Origin of the sequence: Pseudomonas sp. B21-031 (assembly GCF_024748985.1) — a bacterium.
Taxonomy (GTDB): domain Bacteria; phylum Pseudomonadota; class Gammaproteobacteria; order Pseudomonadales; family Pseudomonadaceae; genus Aquipseudomonas; species Aquipseudomonas kermanshahensis.
Map to the genome: position 1 here is coordinate 3,770,317 of NZ_CP087181.1, position 20,892 is coordinate 3,791,208.

At 61.1% G+C, this 20,892-nt stretch carries 32 protein-coding genes and 1 tRNA gene; 15 read left to right on the forward strand and 18 right to left on the reverse strand.

Translation table 11 applies throughout. From position 1 onward, the window contains the following. Positions 1 to 33: 33 nt before the first annotated feature. The 14 genes from LOY53_RS16680 to LOY53_RS26720 all read right to left on the reverse strand — a co-directional run bounded on the left by LOY53_RS16680 (position 34) and on the right by LOY53_RS26720 (position 7,790). Positions 34 to 408, reverse strand: coding sequence for an antiterminator Q family protein (locus tag LOY53_RS16680; RefSeq protein WP_186703018.1), 375 nt, complete (start codon positions 406 to 408; stop codon positions 34 to 36). Next, positions 405 to 692: a hypothetical protein gene (locus LOY53_RS16685; protein WP_258703010.1), complete on the reverse strand. Its 288-nt coding sequence runs from the start codon at positions 690 to 692 to the stop codon at positions 405 to 407. The genes LOY53_RS16680 and LOY53_RS16685 overlap by 4 nt, the downstream gene beginning before the upstream one ends. Next, complete coding sequence (locus LOY53_RS16690; protein ID WP_252825506.1) at positions 689 to 1,246, reverse strand: hypothetical protein; 558 nt, start codon at positions 1,244 to 1,246, stop codon at positions 689 to 691. The genes LOY53_RS16685 and LOY53_RS16690 overlap by 4 nt, the downstream gene beginning before the upstream one ends. Then, positions 1,243 to 1,749 carry a hypothetical protein gene (locus LOY53_RS16695; RefSeq protein ID WP_258703011.1) on the reverse strand — a complete coding sequence of 169 codons (507 nt, stop codon included), beginning with the start codon at positions 1,747 to 1,749 and terminating at the stop codon, positions 1,243 to 1,245. The genes LOY53_RS16690 and LOY53_RS16695 overlap by 4 nt, the downstream gene beginning before the upstream one ends. Further along, the gene (locus LOY53_RS16700) at positions 1,736 to 3,148 is read right to left on the reverse strand and encodes a DnaB-like helicase C-terminal domain-containing protein (protein WP_258703012.1); all 1,413 of its coding nucleotides are present in this window, start codon (positions 3,146 to 3,148) and stop codon (positions 1,736 to 1,738) included. Before LOY53_RS16700 ends, LOY53_RS16695 begins: the two co-directional genes overlap by 14 nt. Beyond that, positions 3,145 to 3,963, reverse strand: coding sequence for an ATP-binding protein (locus LOY53_RS16705; protein ID WP_258703013.1), 819 nt, complete (start codon positions 3,961 to 3,963; stop codon positions 3,145 to 3,147). Before LOY53_RS16705 ends, LOY53_RS16700 begins: the two co-directional genes overlap by 4 nt. Further along, complete coding sequence (locus LOY53_RS16710) at positions 3,950 to 4,744, reverse strand: helix-turn-helix domain-containing protein (RefSeq protein ID WP_252825514.1); 795 nt, start codon at positions 4,742 to 4,744, stop codon at positions 3,950 to 3,952. Before LOY53_RS16710 ends, LOY53_RS16705 begins: the two co-directional genes overlap by 14 nt. Next, complete coding sequence (locus LOY53_RS16715; protein ID WP_258703014.1) at positions 4,741 to 4,971, reverse strand: hypothetical protein; 231 nt, start codon at positions 4,969 to 4,971, stop codon at positions 4,741 to 4,743. Before LOY53_RS16715 ends, LOY53_RS16710 begins: the two co-directional genes overlap by 4 nt. Beyond that, positions 4,968 to 5,585 carry a hypothetical protein gene (locus LOY53_RS16720; protein WP_258703015.1) on the reverse strand — a complete coding sequence of 206 codons (618 nt, stop codon included), beginning with the start codon at positions 5,583 to 5,585 and terminating at the stop codon, positions 4,968 to 4,970. The genes LOY53_RS16715 and LOY53_RS16720 overlap by 4 nt, the downstream gene beginning before the upstream one ends. After that, positions 5,582 to 6,328, reverse strand: a complete 747-nt coding sequence (locus tag LOY53_RS16725) for a Rha family transcriptional regulator (protein ID WP_258703016.1) — start codon at positions 6,326 to 6,328, stop codon at positions 5,582 to 5,584. Before LOY53_RS16725 ends, LOY53_RS16720 begins: the two co-directional genes overlap by 4 nt. After that, positions 6,325 to 6,615 (reverse strand): hypothetical protein, encoded by a 291-nt coding sequence (locus LOY53_RS16730; protein ID WP_252825521.1) that lies wholly within the window; start codon positions 6,613 to 6,615, stop codon positions 6,325 to 6,327. Before LOY53_RS16730 ends, LOY53_RS16725 begins: the two co-directional genes overlap by 4 nt. Further along, positions 6,612 to 6,881: a hypothetical protein gene (locus tag LOY53_RS16735; RefSeq protein ID WP_252825523.1), complete on the reverse strand. Its 270-nt coding sequence runs from the start codon at positions 6,879 to 6,881 to the stop codon at positions 6,612 to 6,614. Before LOY53_RS16735 ends, LOY53_RS16730 begins: the two co-directional genes overlap by 4 nt. Beyond that, positions 6,878 to 7,213, reverse strand: coding sequence for a hypothetical protein (locus LOY53_RS16740; protein ID WP_252825524.1), 336 nt, complete (start codon positions 7,211 to 7,213; stop codon positions 6,878 to 6,880). Before LOY53_RS16740 ends, LOY53_RS16735 begins: the two co-directional genes overlap by 4 nt. 253 nt (positions 7,214 to 7,466) lie before the next feature. Then, a complete protein-coding gene (locus tag LOY53_RS26720) occupies positions 7,467 to 7,790 on the reverse strand; it encodes a Cro/CI family transcriptional regulator (RefSeq protein ID WP_309475930.1) in 324 nt (107 codons plus the stop codon). A gap of 105 nt (positions 7,791 to 7,895) precedes the next feature. Between LOY53_RS26720 and LOY53_RS16750 the strand changes: the two genes are divergently transcribed. The 10 genes from LOY53_RS16750 to LOY53_RS16795 all read left to right on the forward strand — a co-directional run bounded on the left by LOY53_RS16750 (position 7,896) and on the right by LOY53_RS16795 (position 13,790). Next, positions 7,896 to 8,642, forward strand: a complete 747-nt coding sequence (locus tag LOY53_RS16750; RefSeq protein ID WP_252825525.1) for a LexA family transcriptional regulator — start codon at positions 7,896 to 7,898, stop codon at positions 8,640 to 8,642. A gap of 140 nt (positions 8,643 to 8,782) precedes the next feature. Then, a complete protein-coding gene (locus LOY53_RS16755) occupies positions 8,783 to 9,178 on the forward strand; it encodes a response regulator transcription factor (RefSeq protein WP_252825526.1) in 396 nt (131 codons plus the stop codon). A 92-nt stretch (positions 9,179 to 9,270) separates the two neighbouring features. Then, a complete protein-coding gene (locus LOY53_RS26725) occupies positions 9,271 to 9,684 on the forward strand; it encodes a carbon storage regulator (protein ID WP_309475931.1) in 414 nt (137 codons plus the stop codon). After that, on the forward strand, positions 9,681 to 9,824 hold the full coding sequence (locus tag LOY53_RS16765; RefSeq protein WP_258703017.1) for a hypothetical protein: 144 nt from the start codon (positions 9,681 to 9,683) through the stop codon (positions 9,822 to 9,824). Before LOY53_RS26725 ends, LOY53_RS16765 begins: the two co-directional genes overlap by 4 nt. Beyond that, the gene (locus LOY53_RS16770) at positions 9,821 to 10,615 is read left to right on the forward strand and encodes a hypothetical protein (RefSeq protein ID WP_258703018.1); all 795 of its coding nucleotides are present in this window, start codon (positions 9,821 to 9,823) and stop codon (positions 10,613 to 10,615) included. The genes LOY53_RS16765 and LOY53_RS16770 overlap by 4 nt, the downstream gene beginning before the upstream one ends. Beyond that, on the forward strand, positions 10,612 to 11,346 hold the full coding sequence (locus LOY53_RS16775) for a DUF1566 domain-containing protein (RefSeq protein ID WP_258703019.1): 735 nt from the start codon (positions 10,612 to 10,614) through the stop codon (positions 11,344 to 11,346). Before LOY53_RS16770 ends, LOY53_RS16775 begins: the two co-directional genes overlap by 4 nt. Next, on the forward strand, positions 11,343 to 11,873 hold the full coding sequence (locus LOY53_RS16780) for a hypothetical protein (protein ID WP_258703020.1): 531 nt from the start codon (positions 11,343 to 11,345) through the stop codon (positions 11,871 to 11,873). Before LOY53_RS16775 ends, LOY53_RS16780 begins: the two co-directional genes overlap by 4 nt. Continuing rightward, the gene (locus LOY53_RS16785; protein WP_258703021.1) at positions 11,870 to 12,412 is read left to right on the forward strand and encodes an ead/Ea22-like family protein; all 543 of its coding nucleotides are present in this window, start codon (positions 11,870 to 11,872) and stop codon (positions 12,410 to 12,412) included. Before LOY53_RS16780 ends, LOY53_RS16785 begins: the two co-directional genes overlap by 4 nt. 9 nt (positions 12,413 to 12,421) lie before the next feature. Further along, entirely contained in the window at positions 12,422 to 12,652 is a 231-nt protein-coding gene (locus tag LOY53_RS16790) for a hypothetical protein (protein WP_258703022.1), read from the forward strand. Position 12,653: 1 nt separating this feature from the next. Further along, positions 12,654 to 13,790, forward strand: a complete 1,137-nt coding sequence (locus tag LOY53_RS16795; RefSeq protein WP_258703023.1) for a tyrosine-type recombinase/integrase — start codon at positions 12,654 to 12,656, stop codon at positions 13,788 to 13,790. Positions 13,791 to 13,922: 132 nt separating this feature from the next. Here LOY53_RS16795 and LOY53_RS16800 read toward each other — a convergent pair. Further along, positions 13,923 to 13,999 (reverse strand) — tRNA-Val (locus LOY53_RS16800). Positions 14,000 to 14,200: 201 nt separating this feature from the next. Between LOY53_RS16800 and LOY53_RS16805 the strand changes: the two genes are divergently transcribed. Further along, positions 14,201 to 15,484 carry an FAD-binding oxidoreductase gene (locus tag LOY53_RS16805; RefSeq protein ID WP_027592660.1) on the forward strand — a complete coding sequence of 428 codons (1,284 nt, stop codon included), beginning with the start codon at positions 14,201 to 14,203 and terminating at the stop codon, positions 15,482 to 15,484. A 66-nt stretch (positions 15,485 to 15,550) separates the two neighbouring features. Here the strand turns inward: LOY53_RS16805 and LOY53_RS16810 are convergent, their stop codons facing one another. Next, positions 15,551 to 16,294, reverse strand: a complete 744-nt coding sequence (locus LOY53_RS16810) for a peptidase C39 family protein (RefSeq protein ID WP_258703024.1) — start codon at positions 16,292 to 16,294, stop codon at positions 15,551 to 15,553. 166 nt (positions 16,295 to 16,460) lie between these two features. On the opposite strand from LOY53_RS16810, the gene LOY53_RS16815 reads away from it, so the two are divergent. After that, positions 16,461 to 16,637, forward strand: a complete 177-nt coding sequence (locus LOY53_RS16815) for a hypothetical protein (protein WP_177323871.1) — start codon at positions 16,461 to 16,463, stop codon at positions 16,635 to 16,637. A 128-nt stretch (positions 16,638 to 16,765) separates the two neighbouring features. Here the strand turns inward: LOY53_RS16815 and LOY53_RS16820 are convergent, their stop codons facing one another. Both LOY53_RS16820 and LOY53_RS16825 read right to left on the reverse strand, forming a co-directional pair. Continuing rightward, a complete protein-coding gene (locus LOY53_RS16820; RefSeq protein WP_027592662.1) occupies positions 16,766 to 17,518 on the reverse strand; it encodes a TerC family protein in 753 nt (250 codons plus the stop codon). Positions 17,519 to 17,546: 28 nt separating this feature from the next. Further along, a complete protein-coding gene (locus tag LOY53_RS16825) occupies positions 17,547 to 17,786 on the reverse strand; it encodes a hypothetical protein (protein ID WP_099454668.1) in 240 nt (79 codons plus the stop codon). A gap of 134 nt (positions 17,787 to 17,920) precedes the next feature. Between LOY53_RS16825 and nhaR the strand changes: the two genes are divergently transcribed. The 3 genes from nhaR to LOY53_RS16840 all read left to right on the forward strand — a co-directional run bounded on the left by nhaR (position 17,921) and on the right by LOY53_RS16840 (position 20,889). Beyond that, a complete protein-coding gene (gene nhaR, locus LOY53_RS16830) occupies positions 17,921 to 18,814 on the forward strand; it encodes a transcriptional activator NhaR (RefSeq protein ID WP_099454669.1) in 894 nt (297 codons plus the stop codon). 82 nt (positions 18,815 to 18,896) lie between these two features. Then, positions 18,897 to 20,108: a serine/threonine transporter SstT gene (gene sstT, locus LOY53_RS16835; RefSeq protein ID WP_099428857.1), complete on the forward strand. Its 1,212-nt coding sequence runs from the start codon at positions 18,897 to 18,899 to the stop codon at positions 20,106 to 20,108. Between the two features lie 133 nt (positions 20,109 to 20,241). After that, positions 20,242 to 20,889 carry a YceH family protein gene (locus tag LOY53_RS16840; RefSeq protein ID WP_099454670.1) on the forward strand — a complete coding sequence of 216 codons (648 nt, stop codon included), beginning with the start codon at positions 20,242 to 20,244 and terminating at the stop codon, positions 20,887 to 20,889. The last annotated feature ends 3 nt before the right edge of the window (positions 20,890 to 20,892 follow it).

Below are 20,892 nucleotides of genomic sequence, written 5' to 3' on the forward strand. Positions count from 1 at the left end.
AAAACAGGTGTTTATCCGTCCGGAAAGAACTTTTTACGCAGCTTCACGAAATTGTTCCAAGAACGAATCAACCCAGGCCACACCCTGCTTGACGATCTCGCGGGCTGATCGCTCGGACATCCTGGATGCCTCGCCAATCCGCACCATTGTCCACTTCGATCCAAAGTAGAGCCACACGAAATCACCCATCTGCTGGTTGCGCTTGGTCAGCCTCGCCACCGCCGAGTCGATCACCAGCGCATGATCATCGGTAAGGGAGTACTGGCAACCACCACCAGCCGCTGCCGCAGTAATCGACGGTGAGACGTACCGGGGAACCCCCATCCCATCCATTCGCCAACTGCCCCATTGCTCGAGCAGCCATTCGGTATCGCCCAGCGGCTTGTCCATGTAGGTGCGTTTCTTCATGCAGCCCTCCGGGGCGTTGGGTCGGTGTCTAGGCCGAACAGCTCGCGCAGCAGCTTGTCAGCGTGTTTGCTCTTGGCGTTGCCTTCGGTGATCCAGCCTTTGGCGAACTGCTCGAATCCCACATTGGCGCGCGCGGCGTGCCAGTCAGCCACGATGTCCATCAGGGCCGCTGATGCGATGCGGCCGTTGTTCTGCTCCAGCAGCATGCGGTTGCCCACCTTGAGGAACTTGCACTCCACGGCGGTCAGGCTTTTGCGCGGCAATGCCGCAGTTACGTTGCTCATAGTGCGGCACTCCATACGTGCAGGATTTCATTTGGGCGCTGATCACCGCGCGCCTCGATTGATACGGCGCGGGACCAAGATCGGTAAGCCTCAGCTGGTGACCCGCCGGCGCCGGCCCATGGATGCCCCTCGCTGACGCACCACCAGGTTCCCTTCCGGCAAGTGATGCTCACCTTGGGCAGGCGACCGGTGAAGCCGATCTTGTGCGAGGCCAGCCAGGCTTCCACAGCAGGCCATACAATTGCCTGCTCCTCCTTGCAGAACCGTGCAGTTACCCCGCTCGCGCGCTCACCAAGCCCCCAGTCTTCGTTCGCAACCCATAGGACGAATCCGGTCGGTATGTGGCGAAGCGTGTGGCCCTTGGTGACCCATCCCCAGTCGCCTGGGTATTCGCGCAGCGAGGCGGCAATGCGTTCTGCCTCAGGGTATTGCTTCACATTGACCATCTGCGCCCCTAGCGGAAGCACGGCAGACCCTTCGGCGACGACGGGCTGATACCCTGCCTGCTCATGCACAGGCGCCAGCACCCGAGCAATCAACTTGAGCGGATTCATTTCGCCACCTGCGATGCCATGCGGGCCTCGGCAATTCGAACAAAGCCCAGGAAATGGTCGGCTGGCATCGACTCCTTGATCACGTCGAGGATGACCCGGTCCATGTGCTGCTGGGCGTGCGCCTTGGCCTCCTTGCGCAACTGGCCACATCGGTACAGCACCCGGGTGCGGTCGTGGTTGATGTGCTTGAGCGCGGCCTTCGCCCGGTTGTACCAGCCTCGGTCGTATGGCGTGCCTTGGATGGCACGCTCGACGGCCTGCGCCAGCGACAGCTCCAGGCGGATAGCGTCAGCCACCAGCTGCTCATGCAAGGCCTCGCAGGCCTCCAGAGTGTCAGGCAACTCACGGGGCCCAACCAGACGCGGGTGCGGTTCTGCAAGCTTAGGGGTATTGCCAGTGGCAACTGGCTGTTCCGCGCCAGCACGCCTCGTCACGCTCACCGACACGACCGGGGTTGCAGATTTGCCAGCGCCAGCGCGTGGCCAGAAATTAGAAAGATTCATGCTTAGCTCCTTTGGTGCGGTGGCGGCCGGCAAATGTCCTGCCCATTTCGACTTCTTCGTTGCTTGGCTGATAGCCGACCAGCTCGACGAACCTGTGATAGGCGCCCTGGTGCTGCACGCGGCAGATACCGGTTTCGCCGTGGCGGTTTTTGTCCACGATCAGTTCGGTGACGCCCGATTGCCCCTCTTCGGATTCGCTGTCTCGGTGGACCAGCACCACCACGTCGGCGTCGGCTTCGATCTGGCCTGAGTCGCGCAGGTCGCTCTTCGTGGGGCGCTTGTTGGCGCGGTTGCTTGGGCCCCGGTTCAACTGCGCCAGCACCATCACGGGCACTCCCAGCTCCTTGGCCAGCCGCTTGATCGATTTGCTGATGTCGGTGACCTGCTCGTACCTGCTGGCCGACTTGCTCTCGCCGTTGACCAGGCCGATGTAGTCCAGCGTGACAGAGCCAAGGCCGTGCTCGCGCTTGACCGTGCGGCAGATCTGACGGATATCGCGCATCGTCAACGAGGCGTCATCGCAGAAGATCAGCGGCGCGCCATCGAGCTTGCCCACAGCCGCCGTCAGGCCTGGCCAATCGTTGTCGGCCATCGAGTGCCCTTCGGTGATGTGCTTCAGCTGCACGCTACCCACTGAGGCCAGCGACCGGTTTGTCAGCTCCACATCCGTCATCTCCAGGCTGAAGACCAGCGACGTGGACTTAGCCACCAGCGCTACCCGCTCAGCGATACCCAGGCCCAGGGTGGTCTTGCCGCTACCCGGGGCGCCAGCGATGACGACCATGTGCCCGGCGCAGATGCCGGGAATGAACTTGTCGAGCGCTGGCAGGCCGGTGTCGAAGCCCAGCACCACCTCGCGGTTGAACCGACGGTCAATCCCGTCGATTGCCTCGGGCAGGATCTCGCCCACGAAGCGATACCGCTTGCGGGCATCCAGACCTTCCGCCTCGAGGGCGATCCAAGCCTGCTGCCCCTGCGCCAGCACCTCGTCCAGCGAGTCGCCATCTCTCAGGCGCTCCGACATGATGTGCGCAGCAGCGATCACCCGGCGAGCCACCGACCGCTGTTTCACGATCCGGGCGTACTCTGCGAAGTTTGCCGCGCTCGGCGTGTTGTGAGCGATGTGAGCAGCCACTGCCAGCGTGCCACGGCCATCAGCCAAGGTCGGCCTGGCATCTGACAGGGTTACCACGTCGATCTGCCGCCCCTTCGCCTTGAGCGCCAGCAGCAGCTCGAACAGCTCGGCACAGTCGGCCTGGTAGAAATCACCGACCTCAAGCTTCACGTCATCAATGAGCGCTGGCTGGTGGATCATGGCGCCGATCAGGGCATGTTCTGACTCAGGGCTGTGCAACCGTGACACATCCTTTGTGCAAGCCGCGTAATCTTGGCTGCTCATGCCGCCCCTCCTACACGCGCTGACGACCAGGTGAAGGGCGCCAGCAGGCCGCCGTTCTCGCGCAGGCGGTCCATGGCCCGTGGCCCGATGTAGACGGGCAACTGATCACGGTCCTGGTTGCTGATCAGGATCGTCGGGCGCACAAGCTGGTAGCGGCGGTCGATGACCTCGTGCAGCAGGCTGGGCATGAAGTCCTTGCCTGGGCGGGGCGTGTGCATGCCGACCTCGTCGATAACCAGCAAGTCGACAGCGGCCAACTCAGCCAGCAGGTCGGACTTCGACGGTCCGGCGTTGCTACGGAAGCTGTCCGTCACGGCCTGCATGATTCCCTCGGCAGTGACAATCAGGCCCTTGGCGCCATACTCCCGAACAACGTGCTGCAGGATGGCGCAGGCCAGGTGAGTTTTCCCGTTCCCGACCTCGCCCAGTAGCATCAGTGCACGGCCAGCCCGGTAGTGGCCTTCGAACTCCTCGGCATAGCGGCGGCAAATAGACTGGGCACGGACCTTGGCCGAGTTGGCGTTGGTGATGAAGCTGTCGAACGTGCAGCCCCGGAAGCGCGGCGTGATGCCGGTGGCGAACAGGTCACGATTGAGTTCTTCGGCTTCTCTCTCAGCGTACGCCACGTCACGCACATTGGCCTCGCATTGGAGGTTCAGAGCCTCCCAGCGGCAGCGCGGGCACTCTGTCGCCTTCCATCCGCCATCAAACTGCTCGACCTGCTTCGCTTCGTACTGGCCGTGACCAGGCACTTCGCATTTGGCAATGCCTGCAACACGCTCGGCTGGCGCCGGCCTGAATTTAGATGAGGTCATCAGGGTACATCTCCTGGTGATGGGCAGGCACTTGCAGCACCGCGCTTGCGTTGGTCTGTGCTCCTGCTCGAGCAGGGAGGGCGCTGTCAGGGAAGAGACCTGTCCACCCCTTACCGATCGACAGCTTGATCACAGCATCGGGGTTCGGATGATTGGCCAGGTCCTCGGCCTGCTGCTTGCAGCTCGTGGCGGTCAGCGGCTTGCGGATCTCTTTGCGGTGCTGGCACCAGTCGGCCCAGGTCTGTTCGCTCACGTTGGCAGGCTTAGCTGTCAGTGGATCGAACTTTGCCGATTTCTCCCCAGCAGGCTTGCCTGCGCTCTTCTTTGGTTTATTGACGGATAACTGACGGTTATATGACGGATTGGGTGCAGCTGGTGCACCCCGTTCTGTCTTCATTTGCACCCCGTTCTGTTGCGAGCTGCACCCCGTAGCGTCTTCATTTGCACCCCGTTCGGGATCTTCTTCATTGCGGGGTGCAGCTGGTGCACCCCGATTTTCCACCATGTCGTAAACCACCGGACGCCGGTCATAGCGGTCGATGTAGGCAGCGGCTATCGCTTGATTCCCACGCTTGATAACTCCGGCGGCTTCAAGGGCATCGAGCTTGTAACGGATGGTCCGCTCGGAAAGCCCAGTGTCTTCAGACAAGCTCGACGCTGAGGGAAACGCCCCGCGCCCGCTCTTGTCGGCGTAGTTGGCCAGGCACAGAAGTACATGGCGGCAAGTGGGGTCGGTGACCAGGCGCTGCTCAAGCGCCCAGGTCATGGATTGAATACTCACAGATCAAGCTCCTCCGTAACTCGACACACGAAGGCGTCGTAGCTCTCGGCCATCTCGAAACCGTTGTCTTCCATGGCGCGTCGACCAGCCTTGGCTATTTCGTAGATCGTCCAGCCCTCGCGCTCTGGAAAGCCTTTGAACTGGATGTAGGTTGGCCAAGGGCCGTTGATGATCGTTGCGCCAGAGCGCTGCGGGCGTGCCTGGGCGGGGTTTGGGGTCGGGTTCATTGAAGAGTCTCCCCTGGCTTTACTGGAACGATCGGAGCGCCAGCGAACGGTGAGTCAGGCCCGAACAGGTCGGGCAGATCACTCTCAGGGGCCGTCTTGATCCAATCCACCATGGCCATGAAGCAGGCCTCGAACAGTGGCCCTCCCTCACCCCAGCCATCAGACTGTGGGCTGGCACTGTTTTCCAATCTTGCGACGTAGATGAGCCCCGCAAGACCTCGCTCGTCGTTCTGGATTGCTGGGCGATGTACCGTGTTGATGCTCAGCAGGTCGCACAAGCAGTCGAAGCCAATGGCGTCGTAGCTGTTGTCGGTGTCCTTGATCAGGTGGTAGCCCAGACCAATCAACCCCTGCTTGGTGGTCTTGTGGTCATCTTCACGATGGCTCTTGGATTTCGCCAGGAGGATGTCTGCCTGGTGCTGCGCCACTGGGTACGCCTTGAGCTTTGCGGCCTCGCGACGGAAGACGCGGCGCTCATCGCGAATCTGCTGCAGCTTGGCCAGGCCATTGCGTACAACTCGCTGCGTCAGAATCAGCATGGTTTTACGGGATAGGCCTTGCTTGTTCGCAATACCAGCTATCTTTTCGGCAATCTCGAGTTTGGTAATGCTCATGCGGTTTCTCCAGCAGCGCGGAACAAGTCGGCCAGGTCAATTTGGTAGACAGCCGCCCAGGCGGCCGCAGGCCAGGAGCGAACCCAGCCGAATCGAGGGTCTTGGACTTTCGGGGCGGACACCCCATGGCTGTCGCACCAGTTCTTCAATGGGCGGAATCCCTGGCTACCGAAGCTGCGGTGGGCGGCCTTCTCCACCGCGGTCACGGTGGCGTGCTGGCAACCACGACCAAGTTCGTTCTCAAGGTGCATGACCTTGCGAACAGCAGCTGATGCAGTGGCCATGGCGGTGGCTTCTCGCCGGCTGCCGATCTCGGCCTTGGTGGCAACGGCATGGTCACGCTGCTCCAGCGCCAACTGCTCCGAACGCTTCGAGGCCAGCAGGTGCTCCAGGGCCTCGATGTAGTTCTCGGGCATGGATGACTTGGCCCGGCTGCGCTCCTGGACCAACTCCCAGAACTCGCGGACCAGCTTTTTCTTGAAGGCGCGGACGATCTCGGTGTTGCGCATGTAGGTGAGTAGCAGCGTGGCCTGCGGCTCTGTCAGCAGAGCGATCTCTCGCGTCTGCACACCACCAGCCGTTTCGAAGGGGTCTACCTCGAATCGAACCCTTCCAAACTCCCAAAGATCGTCGTGATACTTGCGCACAAGAGCGATAACGCTCGCATGCTCGTTCTCGGTCCCTGAAGCGATAGCAGTGGTCGGCGTGACGGCATCGCCGTCCTTGATGACTACCAGGCTCATGCCGCACCTCCCGCGCCACGTTTTACAGCGGTAGGTTTTTGTGGCGCGGCGACTGCAGATTCGATGCGCTTCTCCAGGCTTTCTCGCTCGCTATCCAGATCGTTGTGCCATACATCGGTGTTGTAGTGGGCAAGGTTCGCGACAGTGGCGCCGCGCGCATCGCCGGCAGCCTTGAGACGATCCTCAAGCACATGCAGCACCCCGCGCAGCCAGTCGATGTGGGTCATGGCGCACTGAATCTGAAAGGTTGCGTCCTGTGCTACGGTTTCCAGTTCATCCATGCTCATACTGCACCTCCCTGCTCGGGGACGACGCCAGCGTGCGCGCTGTACACCAAAGCGAGCGCGGATTCGGCAGCGTAAAAAGTCAGCGTGGCGAGCTGCGTGACCGCCGGCTCCTGCATCAGCTCACGCAGGCCGGCAACGACCGCTTCCAGCCGATCAGTGGCGGCATCGAGTGATTCGTGGATCGGGACGCCGGCCGCCGCCTCAAAAACGTCGTGAGCACCACTGGTAGCGAACGGGTGGGCAAGCGTTTCAGGCTGAGGAGTCATTGCTCACCCCCGCGGCCAGCTGCGCAGGCAACGCTCTTCTCAACCGACCAGATCAGCGCGCTGACGGTCTCGCCCAGGAAGCTCAGCGTGGCCATACCGTCGCAGTACGCCATCTCGCCCATGTTCAGGCTGTCGTGCAGATGCTGGCAGAGCTGGCTCATCCCTGAAGAAAGCGTGCGGGCTGCACGCAGAGCGTCTTCTGCATTCGCGCCAGGCGCAACAGCGAGCAGTTGAATGCCCCGGTTGTCGATTGGCGTGCTGAGGAAACCAGTCTCGCTGGTGAGGATGGGTTGCGCCGGTGATGGCGTGGTGGTATTTTTTGGGTGCGACATATCGCATCCTCCTAAGACAAGGTGATGTTGCAAGACCTCCTGGCAGAGGTCGGTTAAAGAACCCGCCTGGCAGCGGGTTTTTTGTTGCCCGGAGAAAACTCAGCCGGACAACAAAAACTGGGATGGGGCGTGCTGACTCATGCTGTGTTCCTTTTTATTGGGCAGGCAAAAGCCAACCATTGGAAGTCTCTGAAAAGGCGCTGTTGGGGGCCTTCCCTTTGCACCTCAAATGTGCGTGTTCGGACGATACCCATTAAACGAGGGCCTCAGGAGGGCCAAAATTCTGCCCATGCTGAACACTGGATGGATTCACAGAGGGTTTGCCCGTCTGAACGGTCAAGGCCAGATGGCGTATCGTTTCATCCAAGGTCGGGCCGGAGTCAGCCTCCCGATCATTCCTGGCAGGGAACAAACGAAATTCGACGGCAGCAAAAGAACCGTCTTCTTGCTGCGTGACGTAGACCGTACGTCCAATGCGGATAGCCTTACTCAGGGCACCCTGCGTCATTCCCAGTAGGGATGCTGCATGCGGCTGCCCGTGGCCCTTAGCGAAATCTTTCAGGGGGACCATGGTCATGGCCTGCCTCCAGCTAGTACTTTGCATGGATAGTACCTTTGGCATTTATTGCTTGCAATACCTTTGGCATTTGATGGGCATTACTAACGGGAATATTATGGGATTATGAAAAAGCCCTTACCTCCAGATCGCGCGGAAGAATGCCAGAGACTCAAGGCGATCTTCGACGGCAAAAAAAAAGAGCTGAAGCTCACTCAAGAGAAGCTTGCGCACCGCTTGGGTATTAACCAGAGCTCTGTTAGCCATTATCTGAACGGCGTGAACCCACTGAACGCCTCAGTCGCCGCAGCCTTCGCCAAGATTCTTGGGGTATCCGTGAGGGATTTCAGCCCTCGCCTTGCGGACGTGATTGAGTCCTTTGCGGACTCCTTTAAGGAAACCTGGTCTCGCAGCGCCAAGGTTTTGGATGCTGTTCCTCACGAGCAGTACGTGCTCATTCCTCAGCTTTTGGACGATAACTCATTTGTCCCTGGGGTAAATGATGAGCATGTGGGGCTTACTGAGGGGATGTTGTTTCGCCGCGGCTGGCTTAGGGACATGGGCCTGCATTACCCCTACCTCAGGATCTTGTATGCTATAGACGACAGCATGGCTCCACATATCGCTCGCGAAGACGTGGTCATGATCGACACATCCAAGAAGATACTAGAGGATGGAAAGATTTTTTTGATCAGGCGCCCCGATGGTAAGACCAGCATCCGCAGAGTCTTCCAAATGATTTCCGGCGGCTGGGCGCTGAGGTGTGACAATCTGGATAAGCAGAGGTATCCAGATGAGACGCTTAGCAGTGAGGCTGCCGATGGGCTTCCTGTTGTAGGCCAAATAGCATGGCGTGGAGGAAGCTCCAGATGACCAGGTCAATAGGGCCAGACCGAAACCGCTCTCGAGCGGTTTTTTTGCGCATTGCCAAAAAAATATTACTAAAGGTATTTACACAATAAATTGCCTTTGGTAATTTTCTCTCCATCGACTCATCGCATGGAGCAACCCGCATGACCAATCACACGATCACCGCCAGCGGCTGGACCGGTTTTCTCGGCATGGGGCTTGCTCCGCGTGAACTTGAGGCGACGCTGCATGCAGCCAACGACCTGACCCAGAAAGAGATTGCTCGCTTGATGGGTATCAGCCCCAAGACTGTTGAAAAGCGCATCGAGGACGCCCGGCTCAAGCTCGGCGCTAAGACCATGCGCGGCCTGGTGCTCGAAGCGTTCAAGCGCCAGATCATCAGCCCCGCCGCCACCACCCTAGCCCTGCTGATGGCCATCCACGGCATGATCGGAGACGACCAAGCCATGCGTGTTCGTCGTGGCGGCAACAGCGGCGAACGCAAGATTGAAACCCGTATAGCAACCCGGCGCGCTGAGTGCGCCTTGGCGGTGGCGTGACGCTCCCCGCCTGATCTGATCCAACCCTGACTTTTGCGAAAGCCAACAACCGCGGCAGGCCACCGGCTTGCTCGAAATAAGGAGATTCAAACATGCTCATGCTAAGTCGCAACATCGGCAAGGCCGTCATCATCGGCGGCAACATTCGCGTCACCGTGGCCCAGGTGAACGGTTGCCAGGTCCGTCTGGGTATTGAGGCTCCGCGCGGTGTGATCGTTGACCGCGAGGAAATCCACGCACGCCGAGTGGCTGAAGGTACCACCGAGAAAGAGCCGGTATTCAGCATCGACGACCACGTCCGCATGGCTGCCGACGCGCGCCGGTACCGCTGGCTGCGCGACGAGGCTCTGTCCACCGGTTCCGGATTCACACCAGCCGTATACGACAGGGCGGGTGGTATCGGCACGGTGCGTGTTGGTGAGGATCTGGACCAGCGTATTGACTCAGCGATCCGTCACCTCACCAAACAGCAGGTGACGCAGGACACGCAGGAGCAGAAGCCATGAGCCAGGCCGACCTGCTACTGCAGCTGTGGGAAGCCCTGCAGCACCGTGAAACCACCTTTGGCCAGGTATTCAATATGTCAGCAGCCTGCGGCCTGGACGGGCGCCTGGTTCTGGCTAATCACTTTCGGGGGATAGCATGATCAATCTGACCGACAACCTGGCGCACCGCGCCCTCTTCACCCTTCCCTCGATCCGGCCAAGCGCGGAGACGGCGCCAGCAGTTCAGGTGCTGCCCGAACAGAAGGTCGTCACCGGCGACAAGGAAGTGGATGCAGTTCTGTGGCTGCGCGAGGTCATCAAGACCGGCCAGGCCGGGCCGATCGCCACTGCTTTGGATGCAGCCAAGCAGATCAACACGCCGCTCAAGCAGATCGAGCAACGGTATGTCGAGTACGTGAAGCGCAACAGCGGGGGAAACCCCTTCGCGGTCATGTTCTCATTCGGCTTTGCTGACCTTGAAGGGCTGGCCAAGTCTTCGCTGGCTACGGCCGCGCTGGTATCTGAGGCGCAGGCCCGCTTCGAGGGCGAGACGATTTTCGAGGACACGCCCGCCGAGCAGTTCTGCGAGAGGGCCCTAAAGCGCTGTAAGGGTTTCAAGGACTACATCGACAACGACAAGGCCGAGGTCGCCAAGCGCTTCCGCAAGCACTCCGACCTGATGCCGAACACCCTCGACGACTGTCTGCATGAGATCGCGTATTGGGATCGGCTGTATGCCCTGCGGCACGCTGCTGGCGAATGGGGCGACGGAATGCATGAAGCGATAGCCAGGGACTGGTTCGTCCAAGGGCTGCTGTCGGAGATCAAGCCGCGCACCCAGGCCGAGGCCCTGCGCGTTCTGGATTACGCCGAGCACGCCGAGAGCATCGAGAGCGATGACCTGGTCGCGATTGCGCGAAACCTGATTGCATCGGGAGGGTTGCCAGAATGATCAAGCGCCGAGCAATCAACCACTCCGCCCTCCCCGCCATCGGCCAGCCCCTGGGCGGGGGCTTCTTCGCCGGGCGGATCTTCTTCGCCGGCGCCGAGCACGCAATCATCGACGCAGGCCGTGAGTTCGAGACCGCTGCCCAGTGGTGGGAGCAACCCGGCCCGCGCGTGAACGTCCGCGGCGCCCTGTCGTTCCATGACGGCCTGGAGAACACCCGCGCCATGGCCGAGGCCGGTAGTGCGATCGCCCGAAAGGTGCTTGGAATGACCATCCGTGGGCAGCGAGGGTGGCATCTGCCAAGTATTGAGCAATTGCAGGTCATGCGGGCGAACCTTCTCCAACTGCCGGACTGGGACCGTTACTACAGCGCTCTCCGTGCCGGCGGGCCGACCCAGGCCTTCACCCACATGGAATACTGGTCCAGCACGCAGAACTCCGCCGGAAGCTCTTGGTGCCTACACATGCTGCCCTGGTGTACACCGACTACCAACTGGGCCAGCAAGTGCAAGGGTATTCGCCCGGTGCGCACCCTGGTGATCAGCCAAGAGACCTTCGTACATGAGCCATCGACCGATGCAGCCGTGGCCAGCGCCGATCTGCGCGGCCTGGCCAACCAGCAGGCGGTGGCCACCGTACTCGAGCGGTTCGTGAACGAGGACACCGGGAAGTTCTACGGGCGCACTGAGGCGCTGGTGGCTGAGCTGGCAGAATTGGCAGGAGGTCGGGCATGAGCATTGTGCTGCGCGAACACAAACTGAACCAGCGCCAGCTGGACGCCATCACGCCGACCATGAACGACCTGATCCAAGGCCGGGTCAGCCAGAGGACTTTCGAGCAGGCTTGCGTCGACGCCTTGGAAAGGGCCGGCTGTCCACTTGGCTACGACACCACCATGCCGGGCGCTGACAAGACCGTCGAGCAGCGTGCCGCTGCGTGGGTGCGTGACGGCGAGGTAGGCATGTCGTCGCGAGCTATTCACGACCACATGCTGGGACTGACGCCGAAGAACGGCTACTTCGACTATCCGCTCGATCCAGACGACCTGAATCGCTGCATCAAGCTCCTTGAATTGATCCCTGAGTGGAAGCCCCGTATGGGTGAGATGGTCTGCCACGGGAAGGATTGGGCAGGACTGGCCAGCCACTGGGAGGAAATCAGCCAGTGCTTCCTTGATGAGGTCGGCCTGGACTGGTGCAAGGGTAGCCGCGCACCGAAAACGTACGCGCTGATGAAGCAGGCTATGGGAGAGCGGGCATGACCATCGATAAAGCAAAGCTGAAGGCGCTAGCCCAACGCGCCACACCTGGCCAGTGGGTCACGGAAGGCGAATACATCAATGAGCACGGCCACCTCCTGTACGCCTACGTGGCGCATGAGAACAGCGGGATGATCGCGGAGGCCTTCGCCAACTGCCGGGTTAAAACGGATGAAGAGTGCCGCGCCAATGCGGCTTTCATCGCCGGCGCCAATCCGGCCAATGTCCTCGTCCTGCTGGCCGAGATGGAAGCGCTACACGACCAGGCTGCCTACTGGCGCCAGCGGGCCAAGAGCGCCGAGGGCCACCTATACGCGTCTGACTTCCAGGCGGCATGCGATGCACTGCACCTGGATAGCAACTATGCCGACACCCCAGCGGAGCAGCTCACCGAAGTTCAGAAGGCGCGGATCAGCTCAGCAGTTAACACGGTGTTGCGGGCGGTGAATGCGCGGAGAGATCTGCGCCGGCCGACTGACGTGACAGGCCGGCCTGACAACCAAAACCTGACGCATCAGGCGTCGGATCACAGTGTCGATTGAGGCTCCGTCATGGCTAAAGTTATAGCTCAGATCACCGCCAGCCTACCCAGGCTCATGGAGGTGGGCGAGTATCGGAAGCTGCGCTACGCCGGCGGAAAGCCGAGCTTGCAGCAGCTTAAAAAATGGATTGACGAGGGAGAGTTGGCGGGCGAAATCCGTGGAGGCATGTACTTCGTCGACCTTCAGTCCGCCGTGATCGGCTCGAACGACCCGCTATTGGCTCAGATGCTGGATATTTGAAATGGCACCACGACCGCGAAGCCCGAAGAACAAGACGCTTCCGCCCAACCTGTACGCCAACGGGAAGTATTGGCGGTACAAGAACCCGATCACGGGGAAGATGACCAGCATCAATAAGCCCTATGACGAGGCGGTGCGCCTGGCCAAAGCCGCCAACGCCAAGCTGGCGTTCCTGATGACCGACAGCGGCGAGATGCTGGCGACCATCACCGGGGACCGCCTGCCCACTATCGGCGCCCTAATTGATCGCTTCGAAACCGAATGGCTGCCCGAGCGCGGCTATGCGCGTTCGTCTCTGGACGAGATCGGCTACAAGCTCAAGCGGTACCGGACGGACATCGGGCACATGCTGGTGGGGCAGTTCGACGTGTTGGCGGCAGCGGAATACCTGGACCAGTTCAGCAACAATGCCTACACGAAGCATAGAGCCCTGTTGGTTAGCCTGCTGACATTCGCTATCGCCAAGGGTATGGCGGAGCGCAACGCCGCCGACATGACCCTGCTGAAGAAGGAAGCCAAGAAGAAGCGCCAGCGCCACACTCTAGAGGGCGTACAGAAGATCCTGGACGCAGATACAACTCCGGGGTGGCTAAAGCGCGCCATTCGATTGGGCCTGACCAGCCTGCAGCGCCGTGAAGACATCGTGACCTGGAAGAAGTCGGCAGTTGACCTGATCAAGAACACCATCAAGGTGTCCCCCGGCAAGACCGACAACTACGACACGCCGATTCACCTGCAGATAATCATGGGCAAGGCTCTGCGCGAGACGGTGAACGAGTGCTTTCGGTCGCCAATCATTTCACCCCTCCTGATCCATTATCGCCCGAAGGCGCGCCGTCAGGACCAGATCGAGGCGAAGGAGCACTGGACGGCGGTTACCCCGGACTACCTGTCCAAGAGCTTCAGGAAGGCCAGGGACGCTGCGAAGGCCTACGATCACCTAGACTTCGATGAGCGCCCAACTTTCCATGAGATCCGGGCCCTGGGCGCCTGGCTTTACGAGCAGCAAAAATTTTCAACCGAGTACGTTCAGTTGCTGATGGGGCATGCCACTGCCGAGATGACGGAGCGGTATCAAGACGGGCACGCACCGAAGGGAATTCAGTACGTCGAAGTGAAGGCTGACCTGGCCATCTGACGGACGGCAAGTACCAGCGAAGACCGGATAAAGGTGGGTGGTTTTGCAAATATTTTGCAAAAGTTTTGCAAAAGCAAAAAGGGCGACCCTCTCGGATCGCCCTTCAAGTGCCCGGAAACCGGGGCTTTTGTTTGGTAGGCACAATTGGACTCGAACCAACGACCCCCACCATGTCAAGGTGGTGCTCTAACCAACTGAGCTATGTGCCTGTCGTGTGGTGCGCATTCTACGCAATCCAAAAACCCTGTCAACACTTTTTTTCGCGCTAACTCACTGAATCTTAACCTCTTTATAGAAAGGCTTCGACGACAGCCGGGTAAAGGATTTTTAACGGACGACTAGCGGGTGTTTATTATTATTGATAGCATCGCTACATTCGTTAAAAATATAAAACACGAGGTTCCTCGAGCATGGCCAACACCCCCTACCCCCAGTCCTACTACGCCGCCTCGGCTAACCCGGTGCCGCCACGTCCGGCGCTGCAGGGTGAGGTGGAAACCGATGTGTGCATCATCGGCGCCGGCTACACCGGCCTGTCCAGCGCCCTGTTCCTGCTGGAAAACGGCTTCAAGGTCAGCATCGTCGAAGCGGCCAAGGTCGGCTTCGGCGCATCCGGCCGCAACGGTGGCCAGATCGTCAACAGCTATAGCCGTGACATCGACGTGATCGAACGCACCGTCGGCCCCAAGCAGGCACAACTGCTGGGCCAGATGGCGTTCGAAGGTGGCCGCATCATTCGTGAGCGCGTCGCCAAGTACAACATCCAGTGCGACCTTAAAGACGGTGGCGTATTCGCTGCCCTCACCTCCAAGCAGATGGGCCACCTGGAGTCGCAAAAGCGCCTGTGGGAACGATTCGGCCACAATCAGCTGGAGCTGATGGACCAGAAGCGCATCCGTGAAGTCGTCGCCTGCGACAGCTACATCGGCGGCATGCTGGACATGAGCGGCGGCCACATCCACCCGCTGAACCTGGCCTTGGGCGAAGCTGCTGCAGTCGAATCGCTGGGCGGCATCATTTATGAGCAGACCCCGGCCGTTCGCATCGAGCGTGGGGCCAACCCGGTCGTTCATACCCCACAGGGTAAAGTGCGCGCCAAGTTCATCATCGTCGCCGGCAACGCCTACCTGGGCAACCTGGTGCCAGAACTGGCCTCCAAGTCTATGCCGTGCGGTACTCAGGTGATCACCACCGAGCCCTTGGACGCAGACCTGGCTCGCACCCTGCTGCCGCAGGACTACTGTGTCGAAGACTGCAACTACCTGCTCGACTACTACCGCCTGACCAGCGACAAGCGCCTGATCTTCGGCGGTGGCGTGGTGTACGGCGCACGCGACCCGGCAAACATCGAGGCGATCATCCGTCCGAAGATGCTCAAGGCCTTCCCGCAGCTGCAGAACGTGAAGATCGACTACGCCTGGACCGGCAACTTCCTGCTGACCCTGTCGCGCCTGCCTCAGGTCGGCCGCATTGGCGACAACATCTATTACTCCCAGGGCTGCTCGGGCCACGGTGTGACCTACACGCACCTGGCAGGCAAAGTGCTGGCCGAAGCGCTGCGTGGTCAGGCCGAACGTTTCGACGCATTCGCCGGCCTGCCGCACTATCCGTTCCCGGGTGGCCAGATGCTGCGTGTACCGTTCAGCGCCATTGGTGCCTGGTACTACAGCCTGCGCGACCGCCTGGGCTTCTGATACCTCTGTAACAACGCACCGGCCGCTTTGCGGGTAAACCCGCGAAGCGGCCGGTGCGCGGCTTACTTACCGTCCCAGGCTGTTCACCGCCTGTTTGGCGGCGACTTCCTGCCCTGCGCGGGCCAGCTCATCGGCAGCCTGCAACCAACGTTGCCGGTCAACCTGGGCCGGCAGTTGCCGCGGCGGTTGCAGCAGCACCGCCCAACTCCCCTGCTTGGCCCAGGCCGAGGCAAAGTCATCAAAGGCCATCAGTTGCCGACGGTGCATGCCTGAGCGCAGCAGCACCCGTTGCTTGTAGCGGTCATATCCAATCAGCACGGCGTAGCGTGGCTCGCTCCACCAGGCCGAACCCTCCTCGTAACGCAGCAACACCGGGTTGCCCGCCGCCACTTGTGTCAGCAAGGCGTCCAGTTGTTTGTCCAGCGCATACACCACCATGCCGTAGTCCCGTGCGACACGGGGGATACTGGTATCCAGCGTTTCGGCGCCTTGAGGCAAGTTCAAAGGTTTATCCAGCAGCCCGGGGGTGATCGGCGCGCCCTGTTGCGAAAGCAGCGCCGCCAGGGCCATGGCCCCGCTGTGGTTGGCATTGCCCCGGTAGAACGGCACGCTGCTGATTTCGACCCGCTGCGGCAGGCCTTTGAGGCTGGCGGGCGGTGCGCTGGCGCAACCGGCCAGGCTGACGGCCAAAAGGCCAGCCAGCAGCAACCGGCGTGGGACCGAAGCCAGCGATTTGAAGGAAACTTGCTGCATGGGCACTCGCTTGTTCCGATGCCAGGCAGGCAGCGCCCGGCTCTGGGCACCGATCATAGGGCCCACAGGTGCGCGGGTATAGTCCGACACCGGCTTGTAGCGAATCGGCCTCAGCAATAGACCTAAGGTCAATGGAACGTCACAAGGGGCAGGCTAGACTAATGAAGTGTCTGTAAGGCGAGCCCTGGCTGACAGCGCGCTGGCCCGAGAGAAGGAGGCACACATGAGCCTGACCCTGGCAATCCTCATGCTGGTAGGTATGTGGCTGAGCGTCGCAGCCGCCATGCTGTGGGGTGTACTGCGTATCGTACGGCGTCATTCCCATCATCACCTGCCACCGCAGGGTGTGGCCGAACCTCAGGCTGTGCGCGGGGCGCGGCGGCAGGTAGAGGCACATTAAACGCACGTAGTTGATGTATACCTGTGGGAGCGGGCTTGACCCGCGAATGGGGCCACGCGGTGGTTGGCACCGGCTTCGCCGGTGTTCGCGGGGCAAGCCCGCTCCCACATGGCCCCGCTTTTTCTAGATCAACCCTCAGCCGCTTCGCGCTTCATCCGCGCCCGACGGGCCATGATGTTGAGGATCTCGATCAAGGTCGAGAACGCCATCGCCGCATACACATACCCTTTTGGCACGTGAGCGCCCATGCCTTCGGCAATCAGGGTCATGCCGATCATGATCAGGAAGCCCAGGGCCAGCATCACCACGGTCGGGTTGTCATTGATGAACTTGGCCAGCGGGTCGGCCGCCACCAACATCACGATCACAGCAGCGATCACGGCAATGATCATGATCGGCAGGTGTTCGGTCATGCCCACGGCGGTGATGATGCTGTCGATCGAGAAGACGATATCCAGCAACAGGATCTGGCCGATGGCCGCGGCGAAGCCCAAGGTGATGGTGGAACCGGCCTTGGATTCTTCCTTGGCGCCGTGCGGGTCGACGTTTTCGTGAATTTCCTTGGTCGCCTTCCACAGCAGGAACAGGCCACCCGCGATCAGGATCATGTCCTTCCACGAGAAGCTATGGCCGAACACATCGACCACAGGCTCGGTCAGCTGGACGATCCAGGCCACGGTGCTGAGCAGCGCCAGACGCATGACCAAGGCCATGCTGATACCAATGCGCCGCGCCTTGGAGCGGTACTCCAGCGGCAGCTTGTTGGTGAGGATGGAGATGAAGATCAGGTTGTCGATACCCAGCACGATCTCCATGGCCACCAGCGTGGCGAGGGCGACCCAGGCGGTCGGGCTTGCGGCGAGTTCCAGCAAATATTCCATTTAATCAATCCTGCATCGGGTCTTGGGGTCAGATGTCCTGGGTCTTTTCTTGCTTTTCAACGTCTTTTGGCGCCTGGCCTTCGCTGCCGATGGCATCGCTCAGGGCCTGCTGCGCCGCTTCGTTGGTCTTGTCGATGGCCTGCTTGGCCGACTGGGCGGCCTGGTCGAGCATCTGCTGGGCGGATTTCTCGGCCTGATCGCAGCCGGCCAGGGTGAACAGGGCCAGGGCCAACACCAAAGGCGTGCCAATGGATTTAAGCTGCAACATGGGTTCCTCGCTTGTCGATATTCCGGCGGCGCACGCAGCGCCTGATGGAGTCGCATTCTAAAGAGGCCAATACATCAGGAAAATTCGTATTTTCAGCGGTTATACTTCGGTTTTTACGAATCGAGAAAAAACCGATGCTCAACTACCGCCAGTTGCACTACTTCTGGGCCGTGGCCAAGACCGGCAGCATTGCGCGGGCCAGTGAGCAATTGAACCTGACTCCGCAGACCATCAGCGGGCAGATCAGCCTGTTCGAGCAGACCTATGGCCTGGAGCTGTTTCAACGGGTCGGGCGGCAACTGGAGTTGACCGAAACCGGCCGCCAGACGCTGGTGTATGCCGAGCAGATGTTCCAGATCGGCGGCGAGCTCGAAGCCCTGCTGCGTGCCGGCCCACAGGAACAGATCCTGTTCCGTGTGGGCGTGGCCGACGTGGTCCCCAAATCCATCGTCTACCGCCTGCTGGCGCCGACCATGGAGCTGGACGAGGTGCTGCGCATCAACTGCCGCGAAGACAAGCTCGAGCGGCTGCTGGCAGACCTGGCGATTCAGCGCCTGGACCTGGTCATCTCCGACAGCCCGATGCCCAACCACCTGGATATCAAGGGCTACAGCCAGAAGCTGGGCGAGTGCGGCCTGAGTTTCTTCGCCACCCAGGCCTTGGCACAACGCCATGCCGGCCCCTTCCCGGCCTGCCTGCAGGATGCCCCCCTGCTGATTCCGGGCCAGGAAACCGTGGTGCGCAGCCGCTTGCTGCGTTGGCTGGGCGAGCAACAGGTGCAACCGCGCATCGTTGGCGAGTTCGACGACAGCGCCTTGATGCAGGCATTCGGGCAATCGGGCAGCGGCATTTTCGTCGCGCCCAGCGTCATCGCCGAGGAGGTGTGCCGCCAGTATGGCGTGCAGTTGATCGGGCAGACTGAGGCGGTGCATGAGTCGTTCTATGCCATCTCAGTGGAGCGCAAGGTCAAGCACCCAGGCATCGTGGCCATTACCGAGGGGGCACGGCGGGAGCTGTTTCACTGGTAACTTTTCCCACTTCATTGCCGGCAAGCCCTACAGCGGTCTGTGGTAAAGTCCCGCCCTTTCAAAAACCGAGACTGCGCTGCACATGACCCCTGTCTTCCGCCTCCTCAACCGCACCAGCCTGGTGACGCAGATCGTCATCGGCCTGCTCGCGGGCATCGCCCTGGCACTGCTGGCGCCCGACGTCGCCCGCAACCTGGCCTTCCTCGGCAAGGTGTTCGTCAGCGCCCTCAAGGCCGTGGCGCCGATCCTGGTGTTCATCCTGGTCATGGCCTCGATCGCCAACCACCGCCACGGCCAGGAAACCCATATCCGCCCGATCCTGTGGCTGTACCTGCTGGGTACCTTTGCCGCAGCCGTGGTGGCCGTGGTCGCCAGCATGCTGTTCCCGTCGCACTTGGCACTGAGCGCCGGCGACGCCGCCCTGAGTGCGCCCGGCGGCATCACGGAAGTGCTGCAGAACCTGCTGCTGAGCGCCGTCGACAACCCGGTCAACGCCTTGCTCAACGCTAACTTCATCGGCGTGCTGACCTGGGCGATCGGCCTGGGCGTGGCGCTGCGCCATGCCGGCGAAACCACCCGCACTGTGGTCGAGGACCTGTCCAACGGCGTGACCCTGATCGTGCGCGTGGTCATCCGCTTCGCCCCGCTGGGCATCTTCGGCCTGGTCAGCGCGACCCTGGCCCAGTCGGGCTTGAGCGCCCTGCTCGGCTACTTGCACCTGCTGGCCGTGCTGATTGGCTGCATGCTGTTCGTGGCCCTGGTGATGAACCCGCTGATCGTGTTCTGGAAGATTCGCCGCAACCCGTACCCACTGACGTTGTTGTGCCTGCGCGAAAGCGGTATCACGGCGTTCTTCACCCGCAGCTCGGCCGCCAACATCCCGGTCAACCTGGCGCTGTCGGAGCGCCTTGGCCTGCATGAAGACACCTATTCGGTGTCGATCCCCCTGGGCGCGACCATCAATATGGCCGGCGCGGCGATCACCATCACCGTGCTGACCCTGGCGGCCGTGCACACCCTGGGTATCCCGGTCGACTTGCCGACTGCGGTGTTGCTGAGTGTGGTGGCAGCGGTCTGCGCGTGCGGCGCTTCGGGCGTGGCTGGTGGTTCGCTGCTGTTGATTCCGCTGGCTTGTAGCCTGTTTGGCATCCCCAGCGAGATCGCCATGCAGGTGGTTGCCGTGGGCTTCATCATTGGCGTGCTGCAGGACTCGGCCGAGACTGCGCTGAATTCTTCGACCGACGTGCTGTTCACGGCAGCCGCGTGTCAGGCCGAAGAGCGACGCGGGGCTTAAGCGTGTTGGGGCCGCTTTGCGGCCCTTTCGGCCGCGCCTACAAGCCCGTGCGCACAGTGCAACGCGGTGCCAATTGCCTAATGCAGCGGCTTTACCTACGCTAGTGGCCTTTTCCTCGCAATGAGACTGGGCCATGTCAGAACACGAACCCGCAGGTGAAGGCCGTTTCAACAGCACCGAGATCCGCATTCTCGGCTCGCTGATCGAAAAACAGGCCACCAGCCCGGAAAGCTACCCACTGACCCTCAATGCCCTGGTCCTGGCCTGTAACCAGAAGACCAGCCGCGAGCCGGTGATGAACCTCACCCAAGGCCAGGTCGGCCAGGCCTTGCGCGCACTCGAAGGCCAAGGCATGACACGCTTGCAGATGGGCAGCCGCGCCGACCGCTGGGAGCAGCGCGTGGACAAAGCCCTGGAGCTGGTGCCGGCGCAGCTGGTGCTGATGGGCCTGATGTTCCTGCGCGGCCCGCAAACCCTCAACGAGCTGCTCAGCCGCAGCAACCGCCTGCACGACTTTGACGACACCGAACAGATCCAGCACCAGCTCGAGCGCCTGATATCACGGGATTTGGCATTGCACCTGCCGCGCCAGGCAGGCCAACGCGAAGACCGCTATACCCATGCGCTGGGTGACCCGGCAGAAATCGAGGCGATTTTGGCCGCGCGCCAGCAGGAGGGGGGCGCCCGCAGCAGTGGCGGCAGTGTGTCGGAGGAGCGCATAGAGGCCTTGGAAGCCCGGATTGCAGCGCTGGAGGCGCGCCTGGCCGAGCTCGAAGGCTGAGCC

Excerpts from the sequence above, each read along its gene's own strand:
- LOY53_RS16680 (WP_186703018.1), bottom strand. The coding sequence starts at position 408 with ATGAAGAAACGCACCTACATGGACAAGCCGCTGGGCGATACCGAATGG.
- LOY53_RS16685 (WP_258703010.1), bottom strand. The coding sequence starts at position 692 with ATGAGCAACGTAACTGCGGCATTGCCGCGCAAAAGCCTGACCGCCGTG.
- LOY53_RS16690 (WP_252825506.1), bottom strand. The coding sequence starts at position 1,246 with ATGAATCCGCTCAAGTTGATTGCTCGGGTGCTGGCGCCTGTGCATGAG.
- LOY53_RS16695 (WP_258703011.1), bottom strand. The coding sequence starts at position 1,749 with ATGAATCTTTCTAATTTCTGGCCACGCGCTGGCGCTGGCAAATCTGCA.
- LOY53_RS16700 (WP_258703012.1), bottom strand. The coding sequence starts at position 3,148 with ATGAGCAGCCAAGATTACGCGGCTTGCACAAAGGATGTGTCACGGTTG.
- LOY53_RS16705 (WP_258703013.1), bottom strand. The coding sequence starts at position 3,963 with ATGACCTCATCTAAATTCAGGCCGGCGCCAGCCGAGCGTGTTGCAGGC.
- LOY53_RS16715 (WP_258703014.1), bottom strand. The coding sequence starts at position 4,971 with ATGAACCCGACCCCAAACCCCGCCCAGGCACGCCCGCAGCGCTCTGGC.
- LOY53_RS16720 (WP_258703015.1), bottom strand. The coding sequence starts at position 5,585 with ATGAGCATTACCAAACTCGAGATTGCCGAAAAGATAGCTGGTATTGCG.
- LOY53_RS16725 (WP_258703016.1), bottom strand. The coding sequence starts at position 6,328 with ATGAGCCTGGTAGTCATCAAGGACGGCGATGCCGTCACGCCGACCACT.
- LOY53_RS16730 (WP_252825521.1), bottom strand. The coding sequence starts at position 6,615 with ATGAGCATGGATGAACTGGAAACCGTAGCACAGGACGCAACCTTTCAG.
- LOY53_RS16735 (WP_252825523.1), bottom strand. The coding sequence starts at position 6,881 with ATGACTCCTCAGCCTGAAACGCTTGCCCACCCGTTCGCTACCAGTGGT.
- LOY53_RS16740 (WP_252825524.1), bottom strand. The coding sequence starts at position 7,213 with ATGTCGCACCCAAAAAATACCACCACGCCATCACCGGCGCAACCCATC.
- LOY53_RS26720 (WP_309475930.1), bottom strand. The coding sequence starts at position 7,790 with ATGACCATGGTCCCCCTGAAAGATTTCGCTAAGGGCCACGGGCAGCCG.
- LOY53_RS16750 (WP_252825525.1), top strand. The coding sequence starts at position 7,896 with ATGAAAAAGCCCTTACCTCCAGATCGCGCGGAAGAATGCCAGAGACTC.
- LOY53_RS16755 (WP_252825526.1), top strand. The coding sequence starts at position 8,783 with ATGACCAATCACACGATCACCGCCAGCGGCTGGACCGGTTTTCTCGGC.
- LOY53_RS26725 (WP_309475931.1), top strand. The coding sequence starts at position 9,271 with ATGCTCATGCTAAGTCGCAACATCGGCAAGGCCGTCATCATCGGCGGC.
- LOY53_RS16765 (WP_258703017.1), top strand. The coding sequence starts at position 9,681 with ATGAGCCAGGCCGACCTGCTACTGCAGCTGTGGGAAGCCCTGCAGCAC.
- LOY53_RS16770 (WP_258703018.1), top strand. The coding sequence starts at position 9,821 with ATGATCAATCTGACCGACAACCTGGCGCACCGCGCCCTCTTCACCCTT.
- LOY53_RS16775 (WP_258703019.1), top strand. The coding sequence starts at position 10,612 with ATGATCAAGCGCCGAGCAATCAACCACTCCGCCCTCCCCGCCATCGGC.
- LOY53_RS16780 (WP_258703020.1), top strand. The coding sequence starts at position 11,343 with ATGAGCATTGTGCTGCGCGAACACAAACTGAACCAGCGCCAGCTGGAC.
- LOY53_RS16785 (WP_258703021.1), top strand. The coding sequence starts at position 11,870 with ATGACCATCGATAAAGCAAAGCTGAAGGCGCTAGCCCAACGCGCCACA.
- LOY53_RS16790 (WP_258703022.1), top strand. The coding sequence starts at position 12,422 with ATGGCTAAAGTTATAGCTCAGATCACCGCCAGCCTACCCAGGCTCATG.
- LOY53_RS16795 (WP_258703023.1), top strand. The coding sequence starts at position 12,654 with ATGGCACCACGACCGCGAAGCCCGAAGAACAAGACGCTTCCGCCCAAC.
- LOY53_RS16805 (WP_027592660.1), top strand. The coding sequence starts at position 14,201 with ATGGCCAACACCCCCTACCCCCAGTCCTACTACGCCGCCTCGGCTAAC.
- LOY53_RS16810 (WP_258703024.1), bottom strand. The coding sequence starts at position 16,294 with ATGATCGGTGCCCAGAGCCGGGCGCTGCCTGCCTGGCATCGGAACAAG.
- LOY53_RS16815 (WP_177323871.1), top strand. The coding sequence starts at position 16,461 with ATGAGCCTGACCCTGGCAATCCTCATGCTGGTAGGTATGTGGCTGAGC.
- LOY53_RS16820 (WP_027592662.1), bottom strand. The coding sequence starts at position 17,518 with ATGGAATATTTGCTGGAACTCGCCGCAAGCCCGACCGCCTGGGTCGCC.
- LOY53_RS16825 (WP_099454668.1), bottom strand. The coding sequence starts at position 17,786 with ATGTTGCAGCTTAAATCCATTGGCACGCCTTTGGTGTTGGCCCTGGCC.
- nhaR (WP_099454669.1), top strand. The coding sequence starts at position 17,921 with ATGCTCAACTACCGCCAGTTGCACTACTTCTGGGCCGTGGCCAAGACC.
- sstT (WP_099428857.1), top strand. The coding sequence starts at position 18,897 with ATGACCCCTGTCTTCCGCCTCCTCAACCGCACCAGCCTGGTGACGCAG.
- LOY53_RS16840 (WP_099454670.1), top strand. The coding sequence starts at position 20,242 with ATGTCAGAACACGAACCCGCAGGTGAAGGCCGTTTCAACAGCACCGAG.